General features: G+C 72.4%; 13 protein-coding genes. 3 read left to right on the top strand and 10 right to left on the bottom strand.

Translation table 11 applies throughout. The annotated features are described in order from the left end of the window. Positions 1 to 190: 190 nt before the first annotated feature. Positions 191 to 1,297, bottom strand: a complete 1,107-nt coding sequence (locus tag OIE74_RS36755; RefSeq protein ID WP_329391625.1) for a calcium:proton antiporter — start codon at positions 1,295 to 1,297, stop codon at positions 191 to 193. Positions 1,298 to 1,422: 125 nt separating this feature from the next. Here OIE74_RS36755 and OIE74_RS36750 point away from each other — a divergent pair, with 125 nt between their 5' ends. Together OIE74_RS36750 and OIE74_RS36745 are read left to right on the top strand one after the other, a co-directional pair. Then, positions 1,423 to 3,255 carry a serine hydrolase gene (locus OIE74_RS36750; protein WP_329391622.1) on the top strand — a complete coding sequence of 611 codons (1,833 nt, stop codon included), beginning with the start codon at positions 1,423 to 1,425 and terminating at the stop codon, positions 3,253 to 3,255. A gap of 54 nt (positions 3,256 to 3,309) precedes the next feature. Further along, positions 3,310 to 4,011, top strand: a complete 702-nt coding sequence (locus OIE74_RS36745; RefSeq protein ID WP_329391620.1) for a DUF6882 domain-containing protein — start codon at positions 3,310 to 3,312, stop codon at positions 4,009 to 4,011. A gap of 22 nt (positions 4,012 to 4,033) precedes the next feature. On the opposite strand, the gene OIE74_RS36740 is transcribed toward OIE74_RS36745, so the two are convergent. From OIE74_RS36740 to OIE74_RS36725, 4 genes are all read right to left on the bottom strand, one after another. After that, on the bottom strand, positions 4,034 to 5,488 hold the full coding sequence (locus tag OIE74_RS36740; protein ID WP_329391617.1) for an MFS transporter: 1,455 nt from the start codon (positions 5,486 to 5,488) through the stop codon (positions 4,034 to 4,036). A gap of 95 nt (positions 5,489 to 5,583) precedes the next feature. Then, entirely contained in the window at positions 5,584 to 7,179 is a 1,596-nt protein-coding gene (locus tag OIE74_RS36735; protein WP_329391615.1) for a phytoene desaturase family protein, read from the bottom strand. A 121-nt stretch (positions 7,180 to 7,300) separates the two neighbouring features. Then, positions 7,301 to 9,634 (bottom strand): serine/threonine-protein kinase, encoded by a 2,334-nt coding sequence (locus tag OIE74_RS36730; RefSeq protein WP_329391613.1) that lies wholly within the window; start codon positions 9,632 to 9,634, stop codon positions 7,301 to 7,303. Continuing rightward, complete coding sequence (locus tag OIE74_RS36725; RefSeq protein WP_329391610.1) at positions 9,616 to 10,596, bottom strand: oxygenase MpaB family protein; 981 nt, start codon at positions 10,594 to 10,596, stop codon at positions 9,616 to 9,618. The genes OIE74_RS36730 and OIE74_RS36725 overlap by 19 nt, the downstream gene beginning before the upstream one ends. A gap of 148 nt (positions 10,597 to 10,744) precedes the next feature. On the opposite strand from OIE74_RS36725, the gene OIE74_RS36720 reads away from it, so the two are divergent. After that, positions 10,745 to 12,280: an ATP-dependent DNA ligase gene (locus OIE74_RS36720; protein WP_329391608.1), complete on the top strand. Its 1,536-nt coding sequence runs from the start codon at positions 10,745 to 10,747 to the stop codon at positions 12,278 to 12,280. Positions 12,281 to 12,340: 60 nt separating this feature from the next. Here the strand turns inward: OIE74_RS36720 and OIE74_RS36715 are convergent, their stop codons facing one another. From OIE74_RS36715 to OIE74_RS36695, 5 genes are all read right to left on the bottom strand, one after another. Then, positions 12,341 to 13,393, bottom strand: a complete 1,053-nt coding sequence (locus OIE74_RS36715) for a phosphatidylinositol-specific phospholipase C domain-containing protein (protein WP_329391606.1) — start codon at positions 13,391 to 13,393, stop codon at positions 12,341 to 12,343. Positions 13,394 to 13,553: 160 nt separating this feature from the next. Continuing rightward, entirely contained in the window at positions 13,554 to 15,485 is a 1,932-nt protein-coding gene (locus tag OIE74_RS36710; RefSeq protein WP_329392563.1) for an NAD-binding protein, read from the bottom strand. 156 nt (positions 15,486 to 15,641) lie between these two features. Further along, on the bottom strand, positions 15,642 to 16,820 hold the full coding sequence (locus tag OIE74_RS36705) for a methyltransferase (protein WP_329391605.1): 1,179 nt from the start codon (positions 16,818 to 16,820) through the stop codon (positions 15,642 to 15,644). A gap of 65 nt (positions 16,821 to 16,885) precedes the next feature. Beyond that, positions 16,886 to 17,155: a hypothetical protein gene (locus tag OIE74_RS36700; protein WP_189105758.1), complete on the bottom strand. Its 270-nt coding sequence runs from the start codon at positions 17,153 to 17,155 to the stop codon at positions 16,886 to 16,888. Next, positions 17,152 to 17,874 (bottom strand): TetR/AcrR family transcriptional regulator, encoded by a 723-nt coding sequence (locus OIE74_RS36695; RefSeq protein ID WP_329391603.1) that lies wholly within the window; start codon positions 17,872 to 17,874, stop codon positions 17,152 to 17,154. The genes OIE74_RS36700 and OIE74_RS36695 overlap by 4 nt, the downstream gene beginning before the upstream one ends. Positions 17,875 to 18,265 lie beyond the last annotated feature (391 nt).

Below are 18,265 nucleotides of genomic sequence, written 5' to 3'. Positions count from 1 at the left end.
GACATGAGAAGTTACGCAGAATCAGACGGCGGCACATTGGGCGTACGACCCAGATCCGGGGTGTTGCTGAGTACACCCCTACTGCCGCCCCGCATTAGGGGTGGTCAACCGGCGGCCCCGGCAACTGTGCGCGCGAGTACGAAAGTTGACCAGTGAGCGCGGGTCCGGGGCCCGAGCCGGACGACAGGTCCTACGGGCTCACCGCGAGGAAGACGAACGCCGCGAACACCGCCATGTGGACACCGCCTTGAAGCAGCGTCGCCCGCCCCGGCACGACGGTGAGCGCGCCCACGACCACGGTGAGCGCGAGCAGCACCATATGGGTGGCGTTCAGGCCGAGGACCAGCGGTCCTTCCAGCCAGATGGTGGCGAGCGCGATGGCCGGGATCGTCAGGCCGATGCTGGCCATGGCCGAGCCGAGCGCCAGGTTGAAGCTGGTCTGCACCCGCTCGCGGCGCGCGGCCCGGACGGCGGCCAGGGTCTCGGGCGCCAGGACGAGCAGGGCGATGATCACACCCACCACGGCGTGCGGCATCCCGGCCGCCTCCACACCCGACTCGATGGTGGGCGACACCGCTTTCGCGTCGCCGACGACGGCGATCAGCGCCACGAGGAGGAGCACCAGGCTCAGTGTCGTCGCCCGCCGTGTCGGCACGGGCGCGTGATCCTCCACCTCCTTGATCTCGCCCTCCTGGGTGACGGGCAGGAAGTAGTCGCGGTGACGGACCGTCTGCATGGCGACGAAGAGGAAGTAGAGCCCGAGGGAGGCGATGGCCGCGAACGTGAGCTGCGCCGTGGAGAACTCGGGCCCCGGTTTGCTCGTCGTGAAGGTCGGAAACACCAGGCTGAGCGTGGCGAGTGTGGCGACCGTGGCCAGCGCGCCGCCCGAGCCCTCGGCGTTGAAGACGGCGACCCGGGTGCGGATGGCGGCGACGATGAGGGAGAGGCCCAGGATTCCGTTGCAGGTGATCATCACGGCGGCGAAGACGGTGTCCCTGGCGAGGGTCCCGCTCTTGGCGCCGCCGTCGACCATCAGGGTGACGATGAGCGCCACTTCGATGACGGTGACGGCGACGGCGAGCACGAGTGAGCCGAACGGCTCGCCGACCCGCGCCGCGACGACCTCGGCGTGGTGGACGGCGGCGAGTACGGCGCCCCCGAGGAGCAGGGCCACCAGGGCGACCGCGTAGCCGGGCAGATCGCGTCCCCAGCCGAGTACGAGCGCGACCAGGGCGAGCAGCGGTGCGACCACGGTCCAGCGGGACCACAGAGAACGGATCCCGTAGCGCGTCGTCATACGCCTCACGCTGCCAGAGGTCCCCGGCACCCGCGCGGTGAGCCGCACCGTCGTCGCCCGTACGGCACCAGGGCAGTAACCTCGGGCGGCGGACAGTTTCGGACGGAGCGTCAGAGGGGTGCCGGATGAGCGCGGACGCGGCGGCGGGTGACGGGATCAGCCGGCGGAGGCTCGGCCGGGGCATGCTGGCCCTCGGAGGCGCGCTGGCCCTGGCGCCGGTACCGTTCGCCGACGCGGCCACCGCCATGGGAGCGGGCGCCGGGTCGCCCGGCCCCGCGGGCTCCGGCTCCGGGCGGCCGTCCCCGACGCTGCGACGGGGCTCCCCCGAGCGCGCCGGGCTGCTGCCGGGGCCGCTGGAGCGGCTCGTGACCGATGCCGAGCGGTTCCTGGCGCCTTCGCCCGCGCACCCCTGGTACGCGGGCGCCGTCCTGCTCGCCGGGCGCGGTGGCACCGTCGCCCTGCACCGGCCCATCGGCAGGGCGGTGCGCTACTCGGCGTACGACGAGGCGACCGACACCGGCGTCGAGTTGCCGGCCGGCGAGCAGATCGCGATGGCCGAGGACACCGTCTTCGACCTGGCGTCCGTCTCCAAGCTCTTCACCTCGATCCTCGCCGTGCAGCAGATCGAGCGCGGGACGCTGGACCTGGAGGAGCGCGTCGCGTCGTACCTTCCCGACTTCGGCCGCGCGGGCAAACAGGACATCACGGTCCGTCAACTGCTCACGCACACCTCGGGTTTCGTCTCCTGGCTGCCGCTCTACAAGGAGCCGACACGGGAGGGAAAGCTCCAACTGCTGTGGGACGAGGCACCCACGAGCCCGCCGGGCGGTGTCTACCGGTACTCGGACCTCAATCTGATCTCCCTTCAGCTCGTCCTGGAGAAGGTCACCGGCCGCGCGCTGGACGTCCTGCTGCGCGAGGAGATCACCGCGCCCCTCGGCCTGCACCGCACCCGCTTCAACCCTCCCGCGTCCTGGCGGCCGAAGATCGCGGCCACGGAGGACATGCGGCAGCCGTGGTCGGGGCTCGACCGCGGTCTCGTGTGGGGCGAGGTGCACGACGAGAACGCGTACGGCTTCGGCGGGGTCGCCGGTCACGCCGGTGTCTTCTCGTGCGCGTGGGACCTGGCGGTCCTGGGCCGTACGCTCCTGAACGGCGGCGCGTACGGCCGGGCGAGGATCCTGCGTCCGGCGTCGGTGGAGCTGATGTTCACCGACTTCAACACCGGCTTCCCCGGTGACGCGCACGGTCTGGGCTTCGAGCTCTACCAGCACTGGTACATGGGGGCCATGGCCACGCCGCGTACGGCGGGGCACACCGGCTTCACCGGGACCAGTCTCGTGCTCGACCCGACGACCGACTCCTTCCTTGTCGTGCTCGGCAACTCCGTGCATCCGGTGCGCAGTTGGCGCTCGGGCAGCGCGCCGAGGGTCGCCGCCGCCGACCATCTGGCGCGCGCCGTGCCCGTCGCCCCCGAGGAGGGCCGGACCGCGTGGTTCTCGGGCATGGCCGCAGGCGCCACCGCCACGCTCACGCTGCCCGAGCTGCGCCTCGCCACCGGGCGGGGGCGGGTGCGCTGCTCGCTGTGGTGGGACACGGAGCCGGAGAGCGGCGTCCTGGTCCTGGAGGCGGCCGACGGCTCCGCGGGCGCGGAGTGGGTGCCCGTACCGTTCACGACGACGCGGCCTGGTGCGCGGGCGGGCACCCCGCGTCCCACGGGCTCGGTCTCGGGCTGGTCGGGGCGCGTGTGGTACCGGCTCCACGCCGACCTCGCCGCCTGGCGGGGGCGCGACGTGCGGCTGCGCTGGCGGTACGCGACCGGCGGCGCGTACGTCGGCCGGGGGGCGTATGTGGACGGGCTCCGGGTCGAGGACGGCGACCGAACGGTGTTCGACGACTCGCGGCACGGGGACGCGGCGCGGGTCGAGTTGGACGGCTGGAGCGTGTCGGCGGACTGAGGCGGGACGCGCCCCTCGTACGAGGGTCCAGGGGCCACGCACTAGGGTTTCCGGATGAACGCGACCACCAGCTTCAGCGACCCGTTCCTCCGGCTGACCGAGCGGCACGCCGCCTGGGGCGCCCAACAGCTCGAAGCCTTCACCGAGTTCATGCCGGCCGGTCCGTGGACCGCCGATCTCGACCAGCGTCTCTACCGCCAGGCGGGCCGCGATCTGCGTATCTCGGTGCTCGGCAGTTTCGACATCTCGGAGGAGTCCTGGCTGTGGGGTTGGGCGAACCCCGGCTTCGGCCGGTCACCCGTCGTCGGCGCGGCGAACGGGATACGGCGGCTGGGTGAGGCCCACGGCATCCCCGAGTTCACCACCGACCTGGTCGACCTGTCGGCGTTCGAGGACCCCGGGTTCGCGGTGGAGACCCTCGCGTTCGGGGCGATGGGCGCGCTCGGCGCGGCCGGTTACCTCGGCGTCCAGGCCTCCCCCGAGGGCCGTCTGTACATGGTGCCGGACGACCCGCAGGTGCCGCGTGCCGTGCCCGACGGCATCACGCTGCCGCGGGTCCTGCTGACGGGCGCGAACCTGCTCGCGGGGAGTTCGGCCCGCACCGTGGTGAGCGGGTACTTCGGCCATCACGGGCTGACGCAGCGTCAGGAGGCGGACCGGGTGAGCGCCGATCTGCCCGGCGGTGCCACGGCCCACGTCCTGTTCGACAACGTCGGCCGCATCGCCTCGATCGAGATGAAGAACGTCTCCGGGTAGGCGTCCGCACCAGGTTGGTGTGTCACTCGCGCGCCGACAGCGGCCTGGCGATGTCCTCCAGCGATCTGCCCTCGGCGGCGACGGCGAAGAGCACGGCGACCACACCGGCGGCGACCATCAGCGAGGCGCCGACACAGAAGGCGATGACGGCGTCCCCGACGACCCCGCTGTCGGTGAGGCTCGCGAACAGCAGCGGCCCGGAGATTCCGCCCGCCGCCGTACCGATGGCGTAGAAGAACGCGATCGCCATGGCGCGTGTCTCCATGGGGAAGATCTCGCTGACGGTCAGATAGGCGGAGCTGGCCCCGGCGGACGCGAAGAAGAGCACCACGGCCCAACAGACGGTCATGGTGGCCGCGTTGAGCCAGCCCTCGTTGAAGAACCAGGCGGTGAGAAAGAGCAGCAGCCCCGAGATGATGTACGTCCCCGCGATCATCGGCCTGCGGCCCACGGTGTCGAACAGCCGCCCGAGCAGCAGGGGTCCGAGGAAGTTGCCCAGTGCGATGGCGGCGAAGTAGTAACCGGTCGAACCGCTGGACACGCCGAAGAAGTTCACCAGGATGGTGCCGAAGCCGAAGGTGATGGCGTTGTAGAGGAACGCCTGGCCGACGAAGAGCGAGAAGCCGAGCGTCGCGCGCTCGGGGTAGACCCGGAAGAGCGTCTTCGCGATCTCGACGAAGCCGATACTCCTGCGCTGTTCGACGGTGAGGGACCCGCGGGGCTCCGGCAGCTTCTTCCCGGTCTCCCGTTCGATCTCGCGCTCCGCGCCGGAGACGATCTCCTCGGCCCTCTCGTCGTGTCCGTGGATGAACATCCACCGCGGGCTCTCCGGGACATGCCGGCGGACCAGCAGGATGACCAGCCCGAGGACGACTCCTAGCGCGAAGGTCAGCCGCCAGCCGACATCCTTGGGAAAGACGCTCGTGTTCAGCGCGAGGACGGAGAGCAGGGCCCCGGCCATGGCACCGAGCCAGAAGCTGCCGTTGATGACGAGATCGACGCGGCCCCGGTACTTGCTGGGGATGAGCTCGACGATGGCGGAGTTGATGGCCGCGTACTCGCCGCCGATGCCGAATCCGGTGAGGAAGCGGAAGGCGGCGAACCACCACACGTTGAAGGAGAGGGCGGTCAGCGCGGTCGCGATCAGATAGACCGCGAGCGTGACGATGAGGAGCTTCTTGCGGCCGAACCGGTCGGTGAGCCAGCCGAAGAAGAGCGCCCCCGAGCAGGCGCCGGCCACATAGAGGGCCGCGGCCAGACCGGTGACCTCCGAGTCGGTGACCGGCAGGCCGCTGCCGTCCTCGGAGAGACGGCTCGCGATGCTGCCGACGACGGTGACTTCGAGCCCGTCCAGGATCCATACGGTGCCGAGGCCGATCACGATCATCCAGTGCCGGCGCGACCAGGGCAGCCGGTCGAGTCGCGCCGGGACTTTCGTGGTGACCGTCCCGATGGCCGGGCCCCCGCTCTGGCTCATGCTCCGCCTCCTCGCCGGCGCCGCTGACGCGCCGACTCCGTGTACCCGGGGCCCAAAGGAGACAAACGGGACGTCAGCCGTACGGCTCAAGGGCCCTACGCACCGACGGACGGAGCCCGGCCCGACTCCAGCACGGCCATCGCGGCGTTGTGTCCTGGCACGCCGCTGACACCGCCGCCACGCACGGCGCCCGCCCCGCACAGCAGCACGTTCGCGTGGGCGGTCTCCACGCCCCACCGGCCCGTGTCGGCGGTGGCGTAGGGGAACGCGAGATCACGGTGGAAGATGTGGCCGCCGGGCAGGCGCAGTTCACGTTCGAGGTCGACGGGTGTCTTCGCCTCGATACAGGGCCGCCCCTCCGCGTCCACGGCCAGACAGTCGGCGATCGGCTCGGCCAGATGGGCGTCGAGCTGCTCCAGAGTCGCCTTGAGCAGTTCGTCGCGGACGGTGTCGTTGGCGTCGGCGAACAGCCGCGCGGGTGTGTGCAGTCCAAAGAGGGTGAGGGTCTGGTAGCCCTGCTCGGCCAGCTCGGGGGCCAGGATCGACGGGTCGGTCAGCGAGTGGCAGTAAATCTCGGAGGGCGGCGCCGACGGCAGCCCGCCGCCGGCCGCCTCCTCGTACGCCGTCGCCAACTGCCGGTAGCCCTCGGCGATATGGAACGTCCCGGCGAACGCCTCGCGCGGGTCGACGCTCCGGTCGCGCAGCCGCGGGAGCCGGCGCAGCAGCATGTTCACCTTCAGTTGGGCGCCCTCGGCGGGCGGGGCGGGCGGCGCGTCGCCGAGGAGGGTGGCGAGCGCCTGCGGGGACGCGTTCACCAGGACGTGGCGGGCCGCGACGCTTCCGGTGTCGCCCGCCTCCGTACGGAAGGCGACCTCGGCGTGGCTGCCGTCCGTCTCGACGCGGGTCGCCTCGTGGCCGGTGACGATCTCCGCGCCGGCCGCGCGTGCGGCGACGGCGAGGGCGTCAGTGAGCGCGCCCATACCGCCGACCGGCACGTCCCAGTCACCGGTGCCGCCGCCGACGACGTGGTAGAGGAAGCAGCGGTTCTGCACGAGGGACGGGTCGTGGGCGTCGGCGAAGGTGCCGATCAGCGCGTCGGTGAGGACGACACCGCGTACGAGGTCGTCGGCGAACCGGTCCTCGATCGCGACACCGATCGGTTCCTCGAAGAGCATGCGCCAGGCGGCCTCGTCGTCGATCCGGGCGCGCAACTCGGCGCGCGCGGGCAGCGGTTCGGTGAGGGTCGGGAAGACGCGCCCGGCGACGCGGAGGGTCGAGGCGTAGAAGTCCTGCCAGGCCGCGTACTCGGCGTCGCCTCCGGTCAGCCCGGCGAACGACTCCCTCGTACGGTCGGCCCCGCCGCCCACGAGCAGTCCGGTCGGCCGCCCGCCGCGCTCGACGGGTGTGTACGAGGCGACGGTCCGCTTCCGTACGGCGAACCGCAGCCCGAGCTCGTCCACGATCTTCCGGGGCAGCAGCGACACGAGATACGAGTAGCGGGAGAGACGCGCGTCGACACCGGCGAAGGGCCGGGTGGAGACGGCGGCCCCGCCGGTGTGTCCAAGACGCTCCAGTACGAGAACGGAGCGCCCGGCCCCGGCGAGATAGGCGGCGGCGACGAGTCCGTTGTGACCGCCGCCGACGATCACGGCGTCGTAGGAGGCGCGGGCGGGAGAGGCGAGTGCGGGCATGGCTCTTGGTAACACGTCCCGGGCCCCGACGGGACCCCGCCCCGGTCCGACCGGCGGACGGGGCGGGACACGGGCCGGGCCTCTGGAACACCGCTCTGGGGCCTCGTCCAGAAGGCAGACCCTAGTGCCGCCCCGCCTCGCGCTGCTGTCGTAGGGCCGCCACCCGGCGGTAGAGTTCCACGGCCTCGCCGCCCCTGCCCAGTTGTTCGAGGCAGTGCGCCTCGTCGTTGCGGCTGGCCAGGGCGTCAGGGTGGTCCGGGCCGAGCACCCGCTCGCGGGACTCCGCCACACTGCGGTAGACCGCAAGGGCGTCGGGCCAGCGGCTCAGCCAGCCCAGGCCGACGGCGACCTCGCGGCGGCTGACCAGGGTGTCCGGGTGGTCGGGGCCGAGCACCCGTTCGCGGATCGCGCACACGTCGCGGGACTCCGCGAGGGCTTCCTCCCAGCGGGCGAGCCGGCCGAGGTTCACCCCCAGGCCGTGGCGGGCGCGCAGCGTCTCGGGGTCGGTGGGGCCGTGCACCCGGGTTCGGTCGTCCACGAGGCCCCGGTACAGCTCCAGGGCCTCGGCGCTGCGGCCGAGCCGGCCCAGGCTTATGCCGACCTCGTAGCGCGCCGCCAGGCTGTCGGGGTGGTCGCCGCCGAGCGCGTGGGTGCGGCCGGCCGCGACCTCGCGGTACGTCTGGAGCGCCTCCGTCCAGCGGCCGAGCATGCCGAGCGCGTACGCGACCTCGTACCGCGTCACCAGCGTGTCGGGGTGGTTGGCGCCCAGCACCCTGCCGCGCGCCTCCGCCACCTCCAGCGCCATCCGGAAGGAGTCCTCGATCCGGCCGAGCCGGCTGAGGTTGAACGCGAGGTTGTGGCGGCAGCGCAGGGTGTCGGGATGGTCGGCCCCCATGGTCCGTTCACGGGAGGCGAGCACCGCCGCGTACACCTCGTGCGCCTCGAAGTGCCTGCCGAGCTGACCCAGGACGTACGCCGTCTCCTGGCGCGCGGCCAGGGTCTCCGGGTGGTCGGGACCGAGGGCCCGTTCGCGGCCCTCCGTGACCCGGACGAACTCCCGCAGCGCGTCCGACGTGCGGCCGGTCCGGCTGAGGGTGAAGCCGACCTCGTAGCGGCTGCCGAGGGTGTCGGGATGGTCGGGTCCGAGCATGTGCTCCCGCTCGGCCGCGACCGAGCGGTGCACCTCGCCCGCCTCGTCCCAGCGGCCGAGCCTGCCCAGGCTGAGGCCCGCGCTGTGCCGGCTGTTGAGCACGGCGATCTGCTCCGGCGATGGCGTGGGGCGTTCAGGCGGCGCGTACCCGCCCGCGGAGGTCCCCGCCGGTCCCGACGGCGTGGTCCATTCGCCGGTGAGTCCCGCCGTGTGGTCGGGCGGCGTGGTGCGCAGGGCGGAGGAGCCGGTCGCCTTGTGACCGACGGTCATGCCGTACGTCCAGGAGGGCAGCCGGGCGGCTCGCGGGTCCCGACCGCCCGCGGCGTGCCCGTGGGACGTGGAGCCGGCGGCCGACGGCGGGTGGGCGAGCATGGGCGACAGAGCCGACCGGTGGCTCTCCCGGCCCTCGCGTCCGTAACGGCCGTAGCGTCCCGGCGCTTCGGGGTGCTCGGAGATGGACCGGGCGGCGATGATCCGGTGCCGCAGCGCGGTCGCGTCCGACGGACGCTCATCGGGCGTCTTGGCCAGCAGGTCGAGGACGATCGTGTCGAGGAACTCCGGCAGTTCGGACCGGTGGCTCCGCAACGGCCGGGGCGCGGTGTCCCTGTGCCCGACCAGGACGGCCCACGCGTCGTCCAGGTCGAAGGGCGGGACGCCGGTGGCGATCTCGTACAGCACACAGCCGAGCGAGTACAGATCGCTGCGATGGTCTATGTGCCCGCCGCCAATCTGCTCGGGCGACATGTAGTGCGGTGTGCCCATCGCGATGCCGGTGCCGGTGAGCTTGGACGTGAAGCCGATGTCGTGGCCGAGTCTGGCGATGCCGAAGTCGCAGATCTTCACCGCGCCGTCGGTCAGCCGCACGATGTTGGCGGGCTTCAAGTCCCGGTGCACGATGCCCTGTTCGTGTGTGTACGCGAGCGCGTCCGCGACCTGCTCCGCGATGTCGACGACGTCCGGCACCGCGAGCGGACCCTGTCTGTTGTCCTCCAGGAGCTGGCTGAGGTTACGCCCTTCGAGCAGCTCCATCACGAGATACAGCACACCGTCGTGCTCGCCGAAGTCGTGGACGACCGTGACGCCCCGGTGCTGGAGGGCCGCCGCGACGCGCGCCTCCCGGCGGAACCGTTCGCGCAGCACCCGGGTGAAGGACTGATCCTGCTGCGGGCCGAGCGGCTTGAGGCATTTGACGGCGACGTGCCGGCCCAGCGATTCGTCCTGGGCCCGCCACACCTCGCCCATGCCACCGCGCCCGATCAGATCGAGCAGCCGGTACCGGCCCTGGATCAGACTGGTTTCCGCCATCGCCTGCTGTCGCCCCCGTCACCTCGCTGCGCCCTCCCCGGCCCGTCCAGTATGGCCGCCTGTCTGCGGAGTTTGGCAGCCTGTCGCCCGAGTTCGCGTGGGCGGGGCCGGGTCTCACGTCCCAGCCTGGCCATCGCGCCTCTGATGTGGCCCGGTGGGATGCGCCGGCGCAGCCACCCCGGGACGGCCCGCAGGACCGCCCCGGTGACGACCAGTCGGCGGGTCACCCGCCGTGGATCGGGGGCCGCTCTGCCGTACAACTCGTGGGCGTAGCCCGGCAGTGAGTCGTACGCGAGGGCCGACGCGTGCCGCCACAGCACCGCGCGGGCGGGGACGAGCAGCGGATGGACGGGCGGACGGCGCAGGAAGTCGTCCACCTCGCGCGCCTCCGGGCCGGCGGCCAGCTCCGGTCGTACCCGTTCGAAGTACGCGGCGAGTTCGGCCCTGTTGGCGGGCACGAGCGCCGGGTCGAGGCCCACGAGGCGGGCGCCTTCGCGGTGTTCGTCGATGTAGAGGTCGGCCTGGGCGTCGGTGACCGGGAGGCCGGAGCGGCGCAGGAGGTGCAGGTAGGAGTCGACCTCGGCGCAGTGCACCCAGAGCAGCAGGTCCGGTTCGTCGACGCCGTAACGCTCACCTGTCACGGGGTCGGTGACCTTGAGGTGGGTGTGGATGCGGCGGACGCGGGCACCGGCCTTCTCGGCGGCTTCGGTGGTGCCGTAGCTGATGGTGCCGACGAAGTTGGCCGTGCGCTTCAGCCGCCCCCAGGCGCCCTTCCTGAAGTCGCTGTTCTGTATGACGCCGCGTACGGCGCGCGGATGCAGGGCCTGGAGGTAGAACGCACGGACGCCGGCGATCCACATCATCGGGTCGCCGTGCAGCTGCCAGGTGACGGAGTTGGGGCCGAAGAGCCCGGGGTCGGCGCGTGCGCGGTGGGCGCCGGCGTCACTGTCCCCGTGGCTCACGCTCGCTCACCCCTCCGCCGTCTGTCGGCCGGACCGCCCAGGTTAGGGCCTCTGGTGACAGACCCTAGCTCTCCCGCGCCCCGCCGCCCGGCGCGGGGCCGCGCGGATTGGAAGGGCGCGCGGGCACGAGGCGTTGCAGGATGGCCGCATGCTGCTGGCCACGCTCGCTCAGGTCTCACGGGAGGTCGCGGCCACGTCGGCGCGGTCCCGGAAGATCGCCCTGCTGGCCGAGCTCTTCCGCGCGGCCGGGCCCGCCGACGTGCCTGTCGTCATCCCGTGGCTGGCGGGCCGGCTTCCCCAGGGGCGGATCGGTGTCGGCCGGCACGCGCTGAAGGACCCCGTACCGGCGGCGGACACGGCCACGCTGACCATCCATGAGGCGGACCGGGCGGTCACCGCGCTCGCCGCCGTCGCCGGTCCCGGCTCGCAGGCCGAGCGCAGACGGCTGGTCCAGTCCCTGCTGGGCGCGGCGACGGAGGAGGAACAGCGGTTCCTGATCGCGCTGCTCTTCGGTGAGGTGCGCCAGGGCGCGCTGGACGCCGTCGCCGGGGAGGCGCTCGCGCAGGCGACGGAGGCGCCGCCCGCGGCCGTCCGGCGGGCGGTGATGCTGGCCGGGTCGCTCCAGAGCGTCGCGGAGCGGCTGCTGGCGGACGGTCCCGGGGCGCTGGAGGAGTTCCGGCTGACCGTGGGCCGGCCGGTGCTGCCGATGCTCGCGCAGACGGCGGGGAGCGTGGCCGAGGCCGTGGAGCGGCTCGCGCCGTGCGCCGTGGAGGAGAAGCTGGACGGGATCCGCGTACAGGTCCACCGGGAGGGTGACGCGGTACGCGTCTACACCCGCACTCTCGACGACATCACCGACCGGCTGCCGGAGGTGACCGCCGCGGCGCTCGCTCTGGACGGTGACCGCTTCATCCTGGACGGGGAGGTCATCGCCCTGGACACGGACGGCAGGCCCCGCGCGTTCCAGGAGGTCGCGGGGCGGGTCGGCTCGCGCACGGACGTACGGGCGGCGGCCGTCGCGCTGCCGCTGTCGCCGGTCTTCTTCGACGTGCTCGCCGCCGACGGTGACGAGCTGCTGGACCTGTCGTACGCCGAGCGCCGTACGACCCTGGACCGGCTGGTCCCGGCGCCGATGCGGGTGCGGCGGGTCGTGGTGCCGGGGCCGGACGCCGCCGAGGCGGTGGAGTTCCTGCGCATCACGCTGGAACGGGGCCACGAGGGCGTCGTGATCAAGGCACTCGACACCCCGTACAGCGCGGGCCGGCGCGGGGCCGGATGGGTGAAGGTCAAACCGGTCCACACGCTGGATCTCGTGGTGCTGGCCGCCGAGTGGGGGCACGGCAGGCGCACCGGCCGCCTGTCGAATCTGCATCTGGGCGCCCGGCGGCCGGACGGCTCGTTCGTGATGCTGGGCAAGACGTTCAAGGGTCTGACGGACGCGATGCTGAAGTGGCAGACGGCGCGTCTGCGGGAGATGGCGGTGGACGACGACGGTTTCACCGTGCGGGTGCGTCCTGAGCTGGTGGTGGAGATCGCCTACGACGGGCTCCAGCGCTCGTCCCGCTATCCGGCGGGAGTGACGCTGCGGTTCGCGCGGGTGCTGCGCCACCGCGAGGACAAACCGGCGTCGGAGGCGGACACGCTGGAGACGGTGCTGGGGGCGCACGGCCCGCCGGGTGCCTAGGGCGTGTCCGCCGGGTTGCGCGGCCTGGCAAGAGACCGCGCAACCCCAACGCGGTGGCGGCTACTGACCCGCGCCGCGCTCCACGACCGTGGCGAGAACGGACGGCAGCGGGTACCAGTCCGCCGAAGCGATGCTCGCGTGCTTGCGCGCCAGCATCGCGACGCGGTCGCGCGCCTGCGCCTCGGTCGGGTTCGTGCCGTCGATCGCGGGCGCCACCGCGTGGGCGTCCGTCATGACGACCAGGTAGTGCCGCTGGTCGTACCAGGCGGTGTCGAAGCCCTCGGCGGCGTAGACGGACGCCGAGCCGTCGAAGACGACGAACCACGGCCGGAGCGAGGCGTCCGGGTACCGGGTACGGGGGTCCCCGGCGGCGGCGCCGAGTACGGCGGGGAAGGCCGCCGCCTCGCCGAGCCGGCCGGCGGCGGCGAGGTCCCGCAGGTGGGTCGCGTACTCGCGGTCGGTCCACAGGGTGTCGAGGGGGTTCTGCTGCTCGACGGTGCCGGGGATCAGCTCGAATATGAACTTGCCCGCGAGCGCGGAGCGCGCCGGCCAGCCGCGTTCCTGGACGGCGGTGTCGAGGTTCGCGCTGCCGCCCACGAGGTCCGCGGGACGGAAGAGCGCGTCGCCGAGCGTGGAGCCGAGGAGCGCGTCGAGCGCGGCGGGGCCGCGTCCGGCCTGGCCCTGGAAGCCGTCCTTGAACTCGACCTTGACGAGGATCGGCCGGTGGCCGGGGTTGGCGTCGTGCCAGGCCTTCATGTCCTTGAGGCAGCCGGGCAGCCCCTGGTCGCGTGACTTGGTGCGCAGTTCACCGGCGTTGGCGGCGTTCACGCAGTTGCTGTTGCTGCCGAGCGGGTTGCTGTGCGAGACCCGCCAGGAGGCGCCGAACACATTGGTCCACACGTCGAGTTCGAGCATCCCGGCACCGGAGTCCAGCGCGTCCGCGAAGTACGGGAAGGTCGTCTTCTCGTACGCGTTGTGGACCCCGACCCCGGTGGAAGAGGAGTACGGCAGCTGGTCGTCGGCGGCCGCGGTGCCCGCCTGGCTCAGAGCACCCACCAGGGCCAGCGCCCCGGCCGCGCTCGCGGCAACTGTCGTACGCATGAGTCTTCCCATGTTCCCGGCCTTCCGGTCAGACGAGTGAAGTGACGGGAACAGTAGGGCAGTCGCGTGACGTACGGGGGGACGGAGGCTTACGTGAAGCGGCGCTGTTCGCAGTACGGCGGGAACAGACGCATCCGTGGCCGATATCCGCGCGGCCCGCCCCGCCGGAGCCTCAGGGCACGGAGGGCCGGGGCGGCGTCGACTGACGGCCCATCAGTTCGGCCAGACCCCGCCGGGTGGCCGCCAGCACGACACGGTCCTCCGCTCGCAGCACGTACCCCGGGTGCAGCTCCCACACCAGGCCGGCGGTCCGGTCCTCGTCGTGGTCGCGCCGGGTGTCGGCGAGATCGGGCAGCCGGTCCCCCGGCGCCGCCGTGTCCAGCGCGATGATCCGCCAGGCGCCCGGCCTGAACACCTCGGCGACGGTGCGCCCTTCGAGCCTCGGGTGTCCCGCCACGTCGATGGCCGCGACCAGCAGCACCTTGCGCTCGACCGGGATCGCACCCAGGATCTGACGCCCCATCATGGCGATGGCGAAGGCCGGCGCCGCGAGCGTGGAGACGCTGCGGCTGCGGGTGAGGGCCCGGGGGTGGGCCGCGCGCAGCGTCCGGTAGACGGCGGTGGCGAACTCGTCGTCGTACAGCCGCAGGGCGACGCGCAGGTCCGGTTTGACGGAGCGCGCGTACAGGGCCGCTTCGAGGTTGGTGACGTCGACGCTGGTGAGCGCGAGAAGGGCGTGCGCCCGGTGCACCTTGGCCGCCTCCAGGACGCCCTCCTGCGTCACGTCGCCGACCACCGTCGGCACCCGCAGGCTCCGTGCGAGAGCGATGCCCCGGGCCTCGGGGTCCTCCTCCACACACACCACGGGTATGTCGAGTTCACGCAGCCGCACCAGCACCCTGCTGCCGATCTTGCCGAGGCCGAGGAGCACGATGTGGCCGGAGAGTCCGCGGGGCGGCCTGCGCAGGGCGGAGGCGTTGCGGAACGTACCCAGCGCTTCGAGCACGGCGGCCAGCAGGACCGGAAGCAGCAGCAACCCGGCCACTCCGGACAGGAGTTGGACCACCTGCCGGTCCAGGTCCTCGCCGGTGGCGGGGTCCCCGATGCCGAACAGGTCGAGCAGGACGATGTACGTCGCGTGCAGCGGGTGGTCGTCGGTGGTGAGCCAGGAGACGACGGCCAGGGCCAGTACGGCGGCGGCGATGCCCGCGAACGACCAGCGCAGCCGGGGCGAGAAGAGCGAGCCCAGCGGGGCGCCGCGCCCCATGGTCCGCCGCCGGGACAGCGTCTCGCCCTCGTGGGAGACGGCCTCCAGGACCACGGTCCCCCGGCCGGTGGCCGCCGCGGTGCTGGCGTCGTCGGGCAGCAGCCGGGGCCCGTCGTGGCCGCTGCTGTCCGAACCCTCCGCGCCCGCCGGGTCGTTGGTCGTGGACGACAGCAGGGCGAGGGTGCACAGACCGGGGTCGGCGACCTCGCCGGGGCCCGGCGGATTGCGCTCCACGGCCCGCAGCATCAGCCCGTCGGCACGGACGATCTTGCTGGTGCCGGCGACGGCGGTGGCGGCCAGCGCGGGGGCGGCGGTGTCGGCGTCCGAGAGCACGGTGGTGGACGCGTCGAGCGCGGCGATGTCGAGACCGGGGACGGCGACGGCCGCCGCCTGGTCGAGCAGGTCTTCGAGATGCTGGCCGAGCTTGCGGTTGTAGAGCCGGATGACCAGGCGCAGTTGGGGGTTGAGACGCCGTGCGGCGAGGGCGGTCCTGATGTTGACCTCGTCGTCGTCGTGGACGAGCGCGAGCGCCGCCGCCTCGGCCACTCCCGCCTCGACGAGGACCTCGGTGTCGAGCTCCGCGGCCTCCATGAGCCGCGGGAGCGCGGGATCGCCCGTCCTGCCGTCGGGAGCGCCGGTCGTGGGGCCGTACGTGCGGGCCATGACCGCCGACACCCGGCCGATGAGGGCGGACGCCCTGCCACGGCCGGTGAGCGGCGCGGGGTCCCGGCGTTCCGCGCGTACCGGCGGGACGACGAGGGTCACCTGTTCTCCGTAGACCTCACGAAGTTCACCGGCCAGCCGGTGGCCGAGCGCGTCGTCGCCACACACGATCATGTGGCCGGTCTGCGAGCCGTGTTGGCCCTGGGGCGGAACTTGCGGCAGTGACGTCACAGGCACAGTGTGCCCAACGGAAGGTCGGGGAAGGCAAGTTCGGGCCGGTCAGCGCGTCGGGGACCGAATACGCGGCCCGCGAGGCGCGGCCCGCGGCGATCAGCGCCGGACGGCCCGCAGGACGACGAACTTCGGATCGCTCGCCATCACGTCGCAGTTGCCGAACAGCCGCCGCAGCTTCGCGTGGTAGCCGAGATGCCTGTTGCCGACGACCCAGAGCTCGCCGCCGGGGCGCAGCGCCTCCCGGGACCCGGTGAACATCCGCCAGGCGGTCGCATCTGTGGTCGCCTGATGGCTGTGGAACGGCGGGTTGCTGAGTACGAGATCCGCCGACCCGGCCGCCACGGTGGCCAGGGCGTCACCGACGACGAACTCCACCGGATTGTCGGTGTCGACGTTCTTGCGGAAGGTCGCCTCGGCGGACGCCACGGCCGAGAAGGACTCGTCGATGAACGTCAGCCGGGCCTCCGGATTGGCCACGGCGACGGCCGTGCCGACCACGCCGTTCCCGCAGCCGAGGTCGACGACATGCTCCCGGCCGCGCCGCTGGGGCAGATTGCGCAGGAAGAACCTCGTACCGATGTCGAGCCGTTCGGCGCAGAAGATCCCGGCGTGGTTGGTGACGCTCAGCCCCGAGGCGGCGCCGGCGCCCTCGGGCACGGTGTACGAGATCGGCCAGGGGCTCGCCGCCGCGCGGCCTGCGGACCGGTCCCGGACACGGTCGGCGGCAGGCGCGCAGAAGATCAGTCGCGCCTTCTTCACGGCGAGCGAGGTCCGGGTGGGGCCGAGGATCTGCTCGAAGAGTCTCAGCGTGGAGGTGTGGATCTCGGTGACCTTGCCGGCGCCGACGACAACGGTCTCCGGAGTCAGGGCGGGCGCCAGCCGGTGCAGCTGGTCCTCCAGGAGCGAGAGGCTCTTGGGCACCCGGATCAGCAGGACGTCGATTCGCTCGGGCGGTGTGTCCCGTGCCGACAGGAGCCGTACGGCGCCGGCGTCGATGCCGTTGCGCAGCAGGTTGGCACCGGTCGCCCGCTGGGTGAGGTACGAGTCGGTGATCTGTACGGGGCGGTGCGGGGCGAGCGCGGTGGCGAGCGCGCCCCACCGGTCGCCGACGACGGCCACGGTGCCGGACAGATCAAGGCCGGCCTCCGCCTCGGCCCCGGCCAGATGCCGCAGCAGATACTCGTCGGCCGCGTCCCAGGCCCGGAGCGTGTCGCGGGGCCGCTCGGGAAAGCGGTCAAGGTCGAGATCGCCCCAGGGCGTCGTCAAACGGTTCATCGTCCACTCAGGCTAACCGAGCGGACGGACCGCTCCCGCGTCGGCGTAACCCGCTGAACTGCCGTTCAGCCGTTCCCGTCCGTACGCTCCCGGTCCTGCGCCGCCTGTTCCCTGGCCATCTCACGGGCCCTCTGGAGCGCCGCCCTGGCCTGCCGCACGGTCAGTACGGCGGCGAACTCGGACCGCGCGATGTCCAGGACGACGTCCGCGTCGGCGGGCGGTTCCGGATGGTTGCGCAGGGCGATGTCGGCGGCGGCCAGCGCGAGGATGTCGTCGTCCGGCGACGCGTCCGGCTGGGACATGCTCCGCATGACCTGGTGCCAGAGCCCGCTCATGGCCTCACGCTCCCTCGTCCGCGTACGGGGCCGTCTCCCGGCCCGGTGGGACGACCCCCGGCGGGATGACCGATCGTGGCGAGCACGTGGTGGATCATCTCGTCCGCCACGACCTCACGCGGCACCGTTCCGCCGCTGCGGGCCCAGTGCGCCATCAGTTCGTTGATGGCGCCGATCAGGGCGACCATCGCCAGGGTGTAGTCGCGCGGCACCGCCTCGCCGCGCCCGACGGCGCGGTCCGCCTCGCCGGTCAGGAAGTCCGTCCACAGACTGCGCCAGACCACCCGGTGGTCCTCCACCGCTCGGTTCACCCCGATCACCTCGACGAAGGCGACCTTCGCGGAGGCCGGATCGGCGGTCACGGCGCCCACGTACGCGCGCCCCAGCGCGGTCACCCTCGTCCGGGTGTCGGCCGTGTCCATCCCGGGATCACCGAGGGCGGCGAGAGTCGCCTCCATACCGGCCCGCGCGACCTCGTTGTGCAGCGCGATCAGCAGCGCCTCGCGCCCTTCGAACTCCTCGTAGAACGCGCGGATCGACACATGCGCCGTGGCGCAGATCCGCTCGATCGAGGTGCCCACGTAGCCGCGGGTCGTGAAGAGGTCGGTCGCCGTCGTCAGCAGCCGCTCACGGCGCAGCGCTTTGCGCGTGTGTCCGGCGCCGGTCTCCGCCTCGCGTAAACCGTCCGTGCCGTGCGCGGAGTCACCAGTCGATTCCATCCGCTCTCCCCGTATCAAGCCATGCCCGAATCACGCCGTGCGTCCGTGGCGAAGTCACCGGTAAGAGTGCTTATCGAGCATGGCACGCACGGTGTGTCCGCCGTTCGGGTTCCGCGAAATCCCGGGCCGAATCCGGCGGTTCACTTCCGCCCGGTTCGCCACAACCGCCACGACCGCCCCAGCCGCCTCACCGGCACCGCTGCCTCGTCGGCACAGCCGCCTCACCGCACCGGCGCCGTAACCCGAGTGCCCGCCCGGCAACCCGACTGGCGGGCACGAGCGCGCCCCCGGAGTGCGCTGACAATTCCTCACTTCTAGCGTCGGGATCGCTGTGTGGCGCGTTCGGCGTTTCCCGCCGTGGCACGCCTCCGACGTCCGGGACCCTCATGAG

The sequence above is a fragment of the Streptomyces sp. NBC_01716 genome (assembly GCF_036248275.1).
GTDB lineage: Bacteria > Actinomycetota > Actinomycetes > Streptomycetales > Streptomycetaceae > Streptomyces.
The sequence above is the reverse complement of the archived record's forward strand: the minus strand, read 5'-3'. Positions and strand labels throughout refer to the sequence as shown.

Bases quoted from the DNA above. Each gene is read 5' to 3' on its own strand.
- OIE74_RS36755 (WP_329391625.1), bottom strand. From the start codon at position 1,297: ATGACGACGCGCTACGGGATCCGTTCTCTGTGGTCCCGCTGGACCGTG.
- OIE74_RS36750 (WP_329391622.1), top strand. From the start codon at position 1,423: ATGAGCGCGGACGCGGCGGCGGGTGACGGGATCAGCCGGCGGAGGCTC.
- OIE74_RS36745 (WP_329391620.1), top strand. From the start codon at position 3,310: ATGAACGCGACCACCAGCTTCAGCGACCCGTTCCTCCGGCTGACCGAG.
- OIE74_RS36740 (WP_329391617.1), bottom strand. From the start codon at position 5,488: ATGAGCCAGAGCGGGGGCCCGGCCATCGGGACGGTCACCACGAAAGTC.
- OIE74_RS36735 (WP_329391615.1), bottom strand. From the start codon at position 7,179: ATGCCCGCACTCGCCTCTCCCGCCCGCGCCTCCTACGACGCCGTGATC.
- OIE74_RS36730 (WP_329391613.1), bottom strand. From the start codon at position 9,634: ATGGCGGAAACCAGTCTGATCCAGGGCCGGTACCGGCTGCTCGATCTG.
- OIE74_RS36720 (WP_329391608.1), top strand. From the start codon at position 10,745: ATGCTGCTGGCCACGCTCGCTCAGGTCTCACGGGAGGTCGCGGCCACG.
- OIE74_RS36715 (WP_329391606.1), bottom strand. From the start codon at position 13,393: ATGGGAAGACTCATGCGTACGACAGTTGCCGCGAGCGCGGCCGGGGCG.
- OIE74_RS36710 (WP_329392563.1), bottom strand. From the start codon at position 15,485: ATGATCGTGTGTGGCGACGACGCGCTCGGCCACCGGCTGGCCGGTGAA.
- OIE74_RS36705 (WP_329391605.1), bottom strand. From the start codon at position 16,820: ATGAACCGTTTGACGACGCCCTGGGGCGATCTCGACCTTGACCGCTTT.
- OIE74_RS36700 (WP_189105758.1), bottom strand. From the start codon at position 17,155: ATGAGCGGGCTCTGGCACCAGGTCATGCGGAGCATGTCCCAGCCGGAC.
- OIE74_RS36695 (WP_329391603.1), bottom strand. From the start codon at position 17,874: ATGGAATCGACTGGTGACTCCGCGCACGGCACGGACGGTTTACGCGAG.